Below are 12,998 nucleotides of genomic sequence, written 5' to 3'. Positions count from 1 at the left end.
GCCCCCGCCCGCCCGACGTACGGGGTATCGACGTCCTCACCGGACGCGAGACCGAAGTGCTGTCCCTCGTCGCCCGTGGCCTGTCCAACGACGAGATCGCGCGGGCGCTCACCATCTCGGTCAAGACCGTCAAGACCCACATCGGCAACCTGCTCACCAAGCTCGGCGCCCGCGACCGCGCGCAGCTCGTCATCGCCGCCTACGAGAGCGACCTCGTCGCGCGCCGGACCGTGCGGTGAGCGCCGAAACGGCCGAGCGGCGGTCGGGGGTTCCGGCTGCCATGCCACGCCGGCCGGTCAGCCGCGCGGCACCTCGGCGGGGCGGGCGCCGCGCCGCCGGGTCCGCTCCAACCACCACTCGGCGATCAGGAGGGTACCCACCCAGCCTAGCCACGCGCTGATCGCGCTGATCGCCTGCTGGAGCGCGATGTCGCTGCCGCCGAACGTGGTGTCCAGCTGTGGCGACAGGATGATCACGGCAAAGACCGCCCAGACCCGGTTCGTGATGATCGAGAAGGTCAGCGCGAAGCTGCGGATCATCCACCGGCGATGCTCGACGAACCGCCGCCGTCGGGCCATTCGGAAGCCGACCAGCGTGAAGGTCAGCCACAGCGGAGCCATCACCATGTTGCTGACCAGATTCACCGGCCCGAACGGGGTGACCGCCCCGATGGCCAGACCCGCCAGGCCGGCCGGCAGTACCCCGCCCAGCACGTACACCCGGCCCATGATCCGGTGTGCCTGCGGGTTGCGCCGCCGGAACCACGGCCAGATCTGGAAGCAGGCGGTGACCATCGCGATCGAGGCGAAGAACACGTGGACCACCAGCAGCGGGAAGTAGAGCCCGCCCAGGGCGTCCGGTGGGGGGATTCGGGAATTGTCGGGGTCGAATGTCAGGTACGGCGGCACCGAGAAGGCGATGAAGGCCACCGCCACGAACATCAGCGGAAAGATCCAGGGGCGCCGCCACCAGCGACGGCGGGCCGGTGGCGGCGGCACCCGCCCACCGGTCGGTGGTGCTGCGGTCGACTGGCTCATGTGCTCCTCCTCGCTACCGGCGCCCGCCGGCTTCGAGAAGGTTGGAGCAGCACGCTGACCGGTCGCGCACCGATCGCTGACCGCCGCCGCCCCACCGGACGGCACGGCCGGTGACGCAGGCCCACCGCCCGGTCAGTCCGCGTCGGCCAGCGTGCGCAGCAGTGCCAGCTGTTCCACCCGGGTCAGCCCGGTGCCCGAGGCGTGGGCCTCGGCGTACGCCTGGTCGCCGAGCCGGGATCGGATCCCGGCGACCGTCCGCCCGCGGTCCGGGTAGCCGGGGACGTGCCCACCACGGACCGCCGTGGCCATGCCCAGCAACCGGGCGGCACCCCCGGCGTCCCCGTCGAGCAGGACGGCACCGGCGAGCCCGTCCGCCGCAGCGGCCACACACTGGGGGAAGCCGCTGGTCAGCGCGGCGGCAAGGGCAGCCTGATGCCGCGAGCATGCCTCCGGCACCGCGCCGTCCGCCTCGGCGAGCCGCCCGAGCCCGGTGAGCAGTCGGGACCGGACCTCGGAGTTGGGCCAGTCGGCCGGGCAGTCCGCCAGCGCGCTCTCGTACCGGTGGCGGGCCGTCGCCAGGTCACCGGCCAGCCGGGCGAGTTCGCCCTGGCCGTATCGGGTCAACACGAGGATGCCGTGCAGACCGATACGCCGGGCCAGCTCGGCGGCGGCAGCGTACTCGGCCTGCGCCTCGGCCAGGCGGCCGGCACGGATCAGTCGCTCGGCCCGGCGGCAGCGCAGCTCCGCGACCTCCTCCAACGCGGCCAGCTGCGTGACCAGGTCGATCGCCTCGGCACTCAGGGCAAGCGCGGTGTGCGGGTCGCCCCGCAGGTCGGCGAGGGTGGACAGGCCGTCGAGCGCCTGCGACACGCCCCAACGGTCGCCGCTGGCCCGGAAGCTCACCAGGGCCTCGTGGAGGCCGGGTTCCGCACCGGCCAGGTCGCCGTCGAACAACCGCAGGTAACCCCATCCGAGGTGGATCAGCCCTTTGAACCACCGGTCGGAGCCGAGCAGCCTCAGCCGGGCGGTCAGGTCATGCGCCGGTGGCCCGGTGGCCTGCACCAGCGTCACGACCAGGAAAGGCTGGCGGACCGGGCGGCCGAGGGCCGTCGCCATCGCCTCGATCGCCGCCAACCGGTTCTGGTCGTACCGGCCAGGCTTCCCGGTTGCCAGGTCCAGCATCGCGCAGACAAGGTACTCCTCGGTCAGCTCGGCAGGCGGCTCGGGACCGATCCGGTCCAGCAGCTCTGTCACCGCTGGCGCCACCTCACCGCGGATGCCGCGCAGGTTCCAGTACCAGGCCAGGGCAGCGACCAGACGCAACGCTAGGTGCGGGTCGGCGGAGACCGCCCAGGCCAGCGCGGCATGCAGGTTGGCGTGCTCGGCGCTGAGCCGGTCCGCCCAGCTCAGTTGCGCCGGTCCGCGTAGCTCCGGGTCCGCGGTTCGGGCGAGGTCGAGGAAGTACTCCGCGTGCGCCCGGCAGAGTCGCTCCCGCTCGCCGGCCTCGACCAGCTGCTCGGCCCCGTACTCGCGGATGCTCTCCAGCATCCGGTAGCGCGACCCGGTCCACTCCACGATGGACCGGTCGACCAGATCGGTGAGCAGGTCGCTCACGTCCGCGCCGTCCGGGTCGCAGACCTGCACGGCCGCCGCGCCGGTGGCGCCACCGACGAACACGGTCAGCCGGCGGGCGAGAGCCCGCTCGTCCGGGGAGAGCAGCTCCCAACTCCACCCGACCACCGCCCGCAGGGTGCGGTGCCGGGGCGCCGCCGTCGGATCCCCTCGGGACAGCAGCCGGAACCGGTCGTCCAGCCGATCGGCGACCGCCTGCACCGGCAGGGCCCGCAACCGGACGGCGGCGAGTTCGATCGCCAGCGGCAGCCCGTCCAGCGCCGTGCAGATCCGGCGGACCACGTCGACGGTGTCCGGTCCGACGGTGAAGTCGGGACGTACCGCGGTGGCCCGTTCGTGGAACAGGCGCACCGTGGGGTAGTCGAGGGCGGTCCGGGCATCGGCGTCGGGCGGAGGTAGGGCCAGCGGTGGCAACGGGCAGCGGACCTCCCCGGTGATGCCCAGCGCCGCCCGGCTGGTGGCCAGCACCCGCAGGTCCGGGCAATCGGCGAGCAGCCGGCGGACCACCCGGGCGGTGGGGGTGAGCACATGCTCGCAGTTATCCATCAGGAGCAGCACCGGCTGGTCGGAAAGGGCGGCGACCAGCCGGTCGACGGGATCGCCGGCGGCCCCCAGGGCCTTCAGCCGGGTGATGTCACGCAGCCCGAGGGCGCGCAGGATGGCCTGCGGGACCTGGGTTCCGTCGGTGACCAGGGACAGGTCCACGAAGCAGACTCCGGCTCCGCGCCGGCGGGCCACCTCCACCGCGAACCGGGTCTTGCCCGCCCCGCCGGGTCCGACGACGGTTACCAGCCGGGTTCCGTCGAGCAGGTGGCTGGTCCGGGTGAGCTCCTCGACGCGGCCGACGAAGCTGGTGAGTGGGGCTGGTGGCCTGGTCAGCCGGGCGGCAACGACCTCAGGGGCGGCCGGCGGAGGGCCGGCGCGGTCCGGGTGGCCGGGGGTCGGTCCGTCGTCGGAGCGCAGCACCGCCAGGTGTACGGCGCGGAGGTCAGCCGACGGGTCGGTGCCGAGTTCGTCGGCGAGCAGCCGACGCACCTCCTCGAACACGGTGAGTGCCTCGGCGCGGCGACCGACGGCGTGTAGTGCCCGGATGAGCAGGACGTAGAGCCGTTCCCGCAGCGGGTGGGCGGCGACCTCGTCGCGCAACGCGGTGAGCAGGTGGTCGGGGTCGCCGAGGTGCAACTCGGCCTCGGCCCAGTCCTCGACGACGGTCAGCCGTTGCTCGGTCAGCCTGGTGACCTGTGCCGCGGCGAACGGGGCCGTGGCGATGTCCGCCAGGGCGGGCCCACGCCACAGCCGTAGCGCCGCACCGAGGTGGGCGGCGGCGAGCGGGTGGTCACCGGCGGCCAGCGCCTGACGCCCGGCGTCGGCCAGGGTGGCGAACCGGTGCACGTCGACGTCCTCGGCGGCCACGGCGAGGCGGTACCCGGCCGGATGTGCCTGCACCCTGACCTCGCCGTGGTCGGGCAGGGCCCGGCGCAGCCGGGAGACCTGGGACTGGAGTGCGTTGGTGGCGTCGGCGGGCGGCTTGGCCCCCCACAGCCCCGCGACCAGCCGGTCCCGGGTGATCACCTGCCCGGCGTCAAGCAGGAGCATGGCGAGCAGTGCCCGCAGTCGGGGCCCACCGACGGGTAGCGGGCTCCCGGTCGCCGAGCGCACCTCGACCGGCCCCAGCACGCCGAACCACACGGATCGATTCTGCCCCATCACGGAAGCTGGCGGACGGGCGCCGTGTTCAGGGCAGGCTGATCGTGTACTCCGCCGTGTGTACCTTCCCGTCGACCTGGAAGTCGAGGAACGCCCGGTACCGGCCGCTGCTCGGCGTGGTCAGCCAGAACTTGACCGCCCCGTCGACCAGTTCCGGCTCCGGGTGGACGTGCACGAAGCCCAGGTCTCCCTCGCGTACCACGACCAGGTGCCCGTACGCGCCCAGGTAGCGGGCCAGCTGAACCGGCCCAGGGGTGCCGGTGCGGCTGACCCGGAAGACCATCGGCGTGCTCACCCCCACCGTGGGCGTACCCTCCATCGCCACCGTGAACGGCCCGGCCGTCGCGTCCGGCCGCGCCGCCGGCAGCCCGGCCGGGGTGTAGGCGCCCGGCACGTGGTGGTCGACGCCGAGGACCAGCGGGAGTTGGGTGCCGTCGGCCGTGATGACGGTGAAGTCGGCGTAGATGCGATAGCCGCCGGCCCGAGCCAGCTTCAGGGGCAGGCTCCAGGTGCCGTCGGGCGCCATCGTCGGGTGCAGGTGCTGGTACCCGCTCAGGTCGCGACCCACCACGATCAGGTGCAACGGCTTGTCGTGTACGACCGCGAAGCGCGTCGCCGCCTGCTGGTCGGTCCCGACGATCCGGAACTGGTAGTCGACGTCCACGCCGGCCGGCTGGGACCGCTGCACCGGTTGCAGCGTGTACCCGGCGGCGCTCACCGACGTCCCGGTCGCCTGGGTCTGGTCCGTGCCGCCGTCCCCCGAGTGGGTGTGCGCGCCGGTTCCGGGCGGGTGCTGGTGCCCGCCCCCCGCCGACAACGCCGGCCCGGCGGCGAGCGGCCCGCCGGCGGGAGCCGCCGCCTGCCCCGGGTCGGTGGCGGTGCGCTGGTCGCCCGCGCCGAGCCGGCCGAGCCCGAACCCGGCCAGCAGGGCGACCACCAGACCACCGACGAGCAGCGCGAGACCCGTGTTGCTGAACCGGGGCGTACGAGCCGCCGACACCGCATCGTCCACGTCGGACGCCAGCACCGCGCTCGCCGGCGCGGCTCGCGAGTCGCTGTCCACCGTGGCGACGGCGCTCGCTGGAGTCGCGTCCGGTCCGGCCGACGACGGCTCGGTAGCGGCGCCCGTCCTGGCGGTGACCACCGCGCCGCTCTGCCGTGCCGCGACGGTGGCGGCCGGTCGTCTCGGGCCGCCGGAACCCGACGCACCAGCCTTGCGGGTGGCGCCGGCGCCGGGTGCGCCGGCCTTGCGTTTGCCGCCGCGCTCAGCCACCGCCGTCCTGCCGCCGGAGCGCTCGGCCGCCGCCGTCCTGCCGCGGGAACGGGAGCCGGCGCCCGGCCGGCCGGCGGCCGGCCTCACGCCACGGGTTCGGCCGGTGCCCCTGACCGCCGGTGCGGGCTGGCGGCGGCGCCAGATCACGACGCCGGCCAGCACCGCCGCGATCGCCAGGGCCAGGCCGGTCCAGACCACCCGACCGAGGCCACTCTCGTCTTCGCTGGGGGCGGAGGGCTGCGCCGCCGCCGGCGGCGGCACCGACGACGCCGGTGGTACGGCCGGTGCGGCGGTCGATTCCCCGCCGTGCCCGTGCTGCTCGGCGGCCGCCACCAGGGTCGGGTCCGGCTGGTTGGTGGGCGGGCTCCACCCCTGCGGCGCAGCCGTCACCGGTCCCGCGTAGCGGAAGCTCATCGTGCCCCGCACCGGCTCACCGTCCGTGGCGACCGACAGGTAGCTCACCGAGTACTGTCCCGCCGCCGGCAGATGAGCGAGCGTCACCACCGCCGGGAATCCCGTCGAGTACTCGCGCGGCTCGAACTTCCCGTCGACCAGGAAGTACTCCCGGACCGGCTGGGCCAGCGGCTTGGGTGCCCCGTACGTCCAGCCGTTGTCGACCCGGCCGCCGCCGGGGGCGGTGATGGTGAAGTACGCGTTGGCGGCGACCTGTTCCGTGAAGTAGAGCTCCACTGTCGCCAACGGCTCGTTCACCGTGGCGCCCTCGGTCGGGGTGGACATCGCCAGGGTGCCGTGAGCGGCGGCGGGCGGGGCGGACGTGAGGACGCTGACCGCTGTGACGAGGACGAGCGCGAGCAGGCTCGAAACGACGCGTCCAGCAGTCAGAGTAAGACGACGCATCTGGACATCCTTACCGCGATGCGCCCTAGATCAAGAGATCGCCATCTTTTTGTGCAGATAGCAAAAGTTATGCTCGCCTCGACTCAAGTCGGCGCGAGGCGCTACGAAACTCCGGAGCGGGTGAGGGGGCCGCATCGCGGCCCCCTCACCAGTCCATTACTCGAACAGGGACAGGGTCAGCGTCGAGGTGTACGCACCCGCGGCGACGTCCGCCGGGGTCCGCAGGAACAGGTCCGCGTTGACCGAGTAGGCGTCACCGGCGACCGCGCCGGAGTCGAAGGTCGAGACGAGGAGTTCCTGGTCGACCAGACCTACGTTGTTACCCGGCTGAGTCGCCTCGTCGAGGACGGTCACGACCTCTTCACCCTCGGACACCAGGCCGGTGTCGCCGCCGTCGATCAGACGCGGCTTCCAGCCCAGGTGCCCGGCACCGATCGGCGCCTGACCCGCACTACCGACAAAGTCGGTCGCGCTACCCAGCACCGCCCACGCCGCACCCGCCGGCACCTCATCCGCCGTACGCGTGTCCGTCACCGTCACCGTCGGCAGAGTGCCGACAAACTGACGCACCAACAACGTCGACCCGTCCTCGGCCAGAGCAACCGAGTCACCGGCGATCGACATCGCCAGGACACCCGGCTCCTTGATCGGCTCGATATCCACCGTCACCCGCACATCGGCGTCGTCACCAGGCTCGGCCAACGCCGGCGACCCGACCGCCACCGAACCGGCCAACAGGGCACCCGCGGCACCCGCCGCGAGAAGCCGCTTACGATTCCACACGTTCATCTCGATGCTCCGTTATCACTCGTGGTTACTGGGCTTGACGGGGATCGGCGGCGCAGTCGACGCCGGAGTACTGCTCGGTGACGACAGTCGTCACGGCCTCGCCGTCGATGGAGCCGGTGGCCCGGACGGTCGCCGAACCGACCGGCACCGAGCCCGCCCGGGTGGCGAACTGCTGGAAGGCGTTCCCACCCGGCGCGACGTTCGCGACGGAACGCTCGCCGTACACGGTCTCCAGCGTGATGCCCACCGCCGCGGTGTGGTCGTTGCGCGCCTGCACCGCGACGTACGCCTTCCCGCCGATGCACCGCGCCTGCACGGTCACCGTGACCGGCAACTCGGGCTGGCCGGCCTCGAAGGCCCAGGAGTCGATCTCGAACAGGTCCACGCCCCCGGGGCCGGCGTAGGTGAAGTACACGTCGTGCACGCCGGCGACGCCGTCGAGCTCGGCGGTCAGCTCCGTCCACTCGCCGAGCGGGCCGTCGACCGGGATGGTCCCGACCACCGGCGCGGTGGCCCCGCCGAGGCGAAGCTCGATCTTCCCGCCGGCCACGAGCGGGCGGACCTTCGCCGTCACGCTCTGGGCACCGTCGCCGAAGTCCACCGACGACAGCGCCGTCCAGTCGCCGTTGTCGATGTCACGCACCACCAGGTTCGGTGCCGCGCCGCCGAACTCGGGGGATCCGCCGTCGACCTTCGCGGTCGCGACGCCCTTGCTCCAGCCGAAGGTCTCCGCCTCGAACACCCGGTACGGGTCGAAGTTCCGGACCTGGTCGACGCCGGCGTAGGTGCCGACGACCTGCTGGATGGTGCCGTCCGGGTTGAAGGCCAGCTGCTGGATGTGCGGGCTGCGGTAGCCCTGGGTGGTGTTTCCGTTGATGCGCTTGTTCAGCGTCGGGGCGTGGTAGGTGAAGTAGTACTTGCCCTCGTACTCGAACACCGACTGGTGGTTGTTGCCGCCGGTGCCGGCGCCGAAGAACTGCGACTGGTTCGGGAAGAGCACGCCGGCGTAGGTCTCCTTGGGCCACGACATCGGGTCGTCGGAGATCATGTAGCCGATCTGGCCGCCGCCGGGGTAGCCGGGAAGCGGCGTCTGGTTGCCGCCGAAGTCGTTGCCGCCGAAGTGCGACGAGTACGAGAGGTAGTACTTGCCCTCGCGCTTGAACACCTGGGCCGCTTCGAAGGCCACCGGGGCGTCGACGACCGCCGAGGTGCCCTCGGTCGACACCATGTCGCTGCCGAGCTTGATCGCGCGGAGGTTCTTCGGGTTGTTGAAGCGCTCGGCCGCCGGCATGCTCGTCGCCGCGGGACCGCCACCGAAGTAGAGGTACGCCTCGCCGTCGTCGTCCACCAGCGGAGCGGGGTCGAACTTCCACGCGACGGCCTCGGCACCGGGCGTGCGGCCGTCGATAAGCGTGCTGGTGCGCTCGCTGGTCCACGGGCCGAGCGGTGACGCACCCGTGATCACGTTGCTGGAGCCGCCGCCGTTGGCGTAGTAGAGGAAGAACTTCTCCTGGCCGTTCACGACCTTCTTGGCCATGCCGGGTGCCCACGAGTTGCCGGTGAACGGCGCCACGCCGTTCGGGCCCGCGACCTGGATCTCGCCGTGGTCGGTCCAGTTGACGAGGTCGGTCGAGGAGATCAGCGTGATCTGGTTGATGTTGCCGTAGTTGATGCTCGGCGAGACGCCGGTGGTCGGGTTGGGCGCGTAGCCCTGAGTGTCGTTGGTCAGGTACAGGTACACCCGGCCGTCGTGCGTGAAGCCGAACCCGTCCGCACCGAACTTGTGCCCGATCAACGGGTTGTGCTCTCCCGGCAGCTTGCCGACGACCTCGATGGTCTTCGACGGCGTCGGGGGCGGCGCGGCACCGACCACCGAGACGTCGTCGAGCTTGAAGTCCATGAGGTGGACGTTCGGGTCCGAGGAGGGGTTACTCGTCCACGGCGTCTCGAAGAAGAGGCGCGCGGTCGACACACTCTGCGTGGCCGGGATGGTGAACTGCCCGTTGAACTGCGCCCACTGGCCCCTCGTCGCCGTCACGCTGACCAGGTTGGTGTAGGTGCCCCCGCCGTAGTGCATGGTGGCGAAAAACTGCTTCGTCGCGGGCGAGTTCGGGTTCTCGTACTTGATCCTGGCCGTGAGGGCATAGGTCTGCCCGGCCTGCACCTTGCCGCTGAGGTCCTGCATCGGACCCGATCCGGTGGTCGCCCGGTTCGTGACGAGCACGGCACTCGATCCGGAGTAGGCGTCCGTCGTGACCGACAGCGTGGCGCTGTCGGTCGCGTTGCCGTTGTTCACGAACCAGCTGCCAAGGCCCTCCTCGAATCCACCGTTGACGATGAGATTCGTGTCGGCCGCCTGGACGGGCGCCGCCGGGACGGCGAACCATGCGGCCAGCATGGTGCCGGCCGTTGCGATCGCGACGGCCCGTCGGCGGGTCGCCCTTCGGAATCGATTTACCACTGACATCCTCCTTGATCGGTGGTGGATCCGGGGGTTTCGTGGGACTACTGGACTTGCCGCGGCCCGCAGTCGATGGCGGGGTGTTCGGCGGTGAAGACGCTCGTGACGTCCGCACCGTTGATGGACCCGGTGGCCCGGACCGTCGCCGAACCCGCCGGCACCGAGGCCGCCCGGGTGGCGAACGACTGGTACGCGTTGCCGCCCGGCGCGACGTTCGCCACCGACCGCTCGCCGTACGCGGTCGCCAGGGCGATGTCCACCGGCGCGTCATGGTCGTTACGCGCCTGCACCGCCACGTACGCCTTGCCGGCCAGGCATCGGGCCTGCACGCTCACCGTGACGGGCAACTCGGGCGCGTCGGCCCGGAGCACACCGAGTCGGGCCAGCTGGTAGCTGAGTGCCCGCTCCGGCGCGTCGATCTGGTTCTGGGTGCCGAACTCACCGGCCCGCGCCGCCGTAGCGGCGGTGAGCGCGGTCCGCATCGCAGCCCACGCGTCGGCCGGGTAGTCGGCTTCGTCGAGCGTGCCCGCGTACCCGATGGCCGCGTCGAGGTCGCTCGTGTCCAGCGGCCGGCCCTGTCCGGTCAGGGTGTCGCTGAGCAGGTAGTAGTCGAAGTCGACATGGCCGCCGGTCTGCTGCGTGGCGTAGTTGAACAGGCCGACCCGGTGCCCCATGAAGTGCGCGAGGCTGCCGTCCAGGGTCTGCGGGCCGACGCGGTTGCCCAACTGGGTCCAGGTCAGCCCGTCGAGGCTGTAGTGGAACGTCGTCCACAACTGGCCGACCGGCGAGGCGAAGTCGAGATCCGCCTTCAGGTAGACCTCGGTCGCGGTCCCCAACGACACCGTCGTGCCGGGCAGGAAGTTCTCCAGCGTCGACTGGTTGAGGTCGACCGCGAACGGCTGCCCCCGGTTGACCACGCCCAGGGTGTTCGCGCCGCCGGAGCGCTTGATGGCTGCGTACGAGAAGCCGCGGTTGTACGCGGCCAGGCCGGCGACGTCGCCGTTGCGCATGCCGGAGATGTCGATCCTGGTCTCGACCGACTGCCGCGGCCCGAACGTACGCTGCGACAGCGTGTTGCGGGCTTCCTCGAACCAGGCCAGCTCGGCCCGGTTGGCCAGCTTCGTGTAGACGTAGTTGCCGGTCACCACCTTGCCGGTCGTCAACCGCAGCCACCCGTCGCGGTCGGTGAGCGACCAGTACCGGTTGTCCGGGGCATGGTTCCACTCCCACGCCATGTCCAGCCGCGACCCGTTGGGGGCGATCTCCGCCTCGGTCGGGTACTCGATGGTGGAGGGCTGCCCGACGATCGAGACGTCGTCGATCAGGTACTCCACGCTGGACGAGGGGGGCTGCGGGTTGGCCCACGGCGTCTCCACGGCGAACTTGAAGTTGTTCAGGTTCGCCGTCGCCGGCACCGTGTACTGCCCCGTGACGGTCGTCCACTGCCCGACCGGCACGTTGCCGAACGTCATCACCTGCACGCCCGAGCCCCAGTCCGCGGCGAGGTTGAACCGCACGCTGCTCGGCCCGGAGGTGTACTTGATCTTCGCCGACACGGTGTAGGTGACGGCGTGCTGCATCTTCCCGTTCAGGAACTGGTTCGGTCCGGAGCCGTTGAGCGTGCGGTCGCTCACCTTCAGCGCCGCCGATCCGGAGGCCGGGTCGGTCGAGTCCAGCGCGAGCGTCGCACCGAACTGCGCAGCCCAAGGCGCGACCGCGCCGGCCTCGAATCCGGGGTTGGCCAGCAGTTCGACGCCGATGAGCGACTCGTCGATGTCGGGCGGCGCCGGGATCGTCCACTGCTCGTCCTGGTAGGCCTTGTGCGGCGCGTCGTTGGCGAAGTCGTCCGAGGTGACGATGCCCTTCTGCCGTTCGAACAGATCCTCGGCCGGGGTGAGCCGGATCGGCTTGTCGAACCCGCCGTCCACCGGCACGACCCCGTTGTTGCCGAAGGTCGGCCACCCGTCCTGCCAGGTGGCGGGGATGAGCGCCGGGATGCGCCCGATCGGGAAGGTGTCCCGGAAGAACATGCCGTACCAGTCGGTCTCGCCGTCCGCACCCGAGATCGGCACCAGGCTGCCCTGCGCGAAGCCGTTGGAGTTGAGCACTCCGCGCGCCTCGTAGGTGTTCACGCCGCCCGCCGAGGTGTAGCGGCCGAGCAGTTCCGGCGAGCGGAGCATGACGACCTGCCGCCCCTGCCCCGACGGCCAGGTGATGATGACCGCGTAGTACCAGCCGTCGATGTAGTAGAACTGGGCGCCCTCGAACAGGCCGCCGATGAACGGCTGGCCGGCGTAGTTGTTCGCGGTGAAGACGTTCGGGTAGTCCTGCACGATGGCGGTCAGGTCGGCGTTGAGCCGCACCGCGCTGATGTTCCCGTTGCCGTAGAAGATGTACGGCGTGCCGTCGAGGTCGAAGAAGAGCGACGGATCGTGCAGACCGCGACCGAGGGCGGTACGTTGCCACGCGCCGTTCTCGATGTCGTCGGTCCGGTAGATGTACGCGCCGGAGAGGTTGTTGGTGTTGAAGGCGACGTAGTACATGCCGTCGTGGTAACGCAGCGACGACGCCCACTGGCCCTGGCCGTAGGAGTTCTGTCCGTTGCGCAGCGAGAACGAGTCTCCGATGCTCGCCCGGTCGAACACGTAGTTGACGATCTCCCAGTTCACGAGGTCGTACGACTTCATGATCGGCGCACCCGGGCTCAGGTGCATCGTCGTGCTGATCATGTAGTAGACGTCCCGGCCCTCGTCGTTCTCGGCGGCCGGTACCCGCTCGACGCTGATGTCCGGCACGTCGGAGCGAAGGAGCGGCACGGTGTACGTGCCGTCACCCCGGTCGGTCGACGTGTACGCCGACCGTGGCGACCACCCGTCGGCGGCCTGTGCCACCCCACCGGGGACGACGAGGCCGGTGCAGAGGAGCGCACCGACCGTGGCGAGCGAGATCCGGCGCAGCCGGCCGGGCGGGTTGGGGGTGACCGCGGTGCCGAGGCGCTTCAGCGCGGCGGCAACGGCCACGAACACATGGCCGACACTGAGCACTCTGGACGCGGGGCGGGGATCGGAGGCGGACCGGGGCACGGACACTTGCATGGTGGGCTCCAAACGCGAGTGTTACCGGAGCCCCATGTTGTTAGCGTTAACACACGCCCGTCAAGACCCTCGATGAAATATGCCCGAAACATCCGCTAAATCGTTTCGTCCGGCGTTGTGAACGCTCTCAATCCAGAGGCCCCGAC

Annotated in this window: 7 protein-coding genes; 1 reads left to right on the top strand and 6 read right to left on the bottom strand. The window is 71.1% G+C overall.

Annotated elements, in window-relative coordinates; genetic code table 11:
* The coding region (locus C1I95_RS10575) for a response regulator transcription factor (protein ID WP_146605690.1) at window positions 1–239 on the top strand (239 nt) is incomplete at its 5' end.
* A 57-nt stretch (window positions 240–296) separates the two neighbouring features.
* On the opposite strand, the gene C1I95_RS10570 is transcribed toward C1I95_RS10575, so the two are convergent.
* From C1I95_RS10570 to C1I95_RS10545, 6 genes are all read right to left on the bottom strand, one after another.
* A complete protein-coding gene (locus C1I95_RS10570) occupies window positions 297–1,037 on the bottom strand; it encodes a DUF2306 domain-containing protein (RefSeq protein ID WP_111213620.1) in 741 nt (246 codons plus the stop codon).
* A gap of 132 nt (window positions 1,038–1,169) precedes the next feature.
* The gene (locus C1I95_RS10565) at window positions 1,170–4,358 is read right to left on the bottom strand and encodes an AfsR/SARP family transcriptional regulator (protein ID WP_111213619.1); all 3,189 of its coding nucleotides are present in this window, start codon (window positions 4,356–4,358) and stop codon (window positions 1,170–1,172) included.
* Between the two features lie 46 nt (window positions 4,359–4,404).
* Window positions 4,405–6,507, bottom strand: a complete 2,103-nt coding sequence (locus tag C1I95_RS10560) for a copper resistance CopC family protein (protein WP_111213618.1) — start codon at window positions 6,505–6,507, stop codon at window positions 4,405–4,407.
* A gap of 156 nt (window positions 6,508–6,663) precedes the next feature.
* Window positions 6,664–7,296, bottom strand: coding sequence for a hypothetical protein (locus tag C1I95_RS10555; RefSeq protein WP_111213617.1), 633 nt, complete (start codon window positions 7,294–7,296; stop codon window positions 6,664–6,666).
* 25 nt (window positions 7,297–7,321) lie between these two features.
* Complete coding sequence (locus C1I95_RS10550; protein ID WP_325048808.1) at window positions 7,322–9,694, bottom strand: family 43 glycosylhydrolase; 2,373 nt, start codon at window positions 9,692–9,694, stop codon at window positions 7,322–7,324.
* A gap of 107 nt (window positions 9,695–9,801) precedes the next feature.
* Window positions 9,802–12,783 (bottom strand): family 43 glycosylhydrolase, encoded by a 2,982-nt coding sequence (locus C1I95_RS10545; protein ID WP_233513466.1) that lies wholly within the window; start codon window positions 12,781–12,783, stop codon window positions 9,802–9,804.
* Window positions 12,784–12,998: the final 215 nt, after the last annotated feature.

Origin of the sequence: Micromonospora craterilacus (assembly GCF_003236315.1) — a bacterium.
GTDB lineage: Bacteria > Actinomycetota > Actinomycetes > Mycobacteriales > Micromonosporaceae > Micromonospora > Micromonospora craterilacus.
Note: the sequence above shows the minus strand (reverse complement) of the source record. Positions and strands in the feature narration are given on the sequence as shown.

Coding starts and splice junctions, on each gene's coding strand:
- C1I95_RS10555 (WP_111213617.1), bottom strand. CDS start 7,296: ATGAACGTGTGGAATCGTAAGCGGCTTCTCGCGGCGGGTGCCGCGGGT.
- C1I95_RS10560 (WP_111213618.1), bottom strand. CDS start 6,507: ATGCGTCGTCTTACTCTGACTGCTGGACGCGTCGTTTCGAGCCTGCTC.
- C1I95_RS10550 (WP_325048808.1), bottom strand. CDS start 9,694: ATGCTGGCCGCATGGTTCGCCGTCCCGGCGGCGCCCGTCCAGGCGGCC.
- C1I95_RS10570 (WP_111213620.1), bottom strand. CDS start 1,037: ATGAGCCAGTCGACCGCAGCACCACCGACCGGTGGGCGGGTGCCGCCG.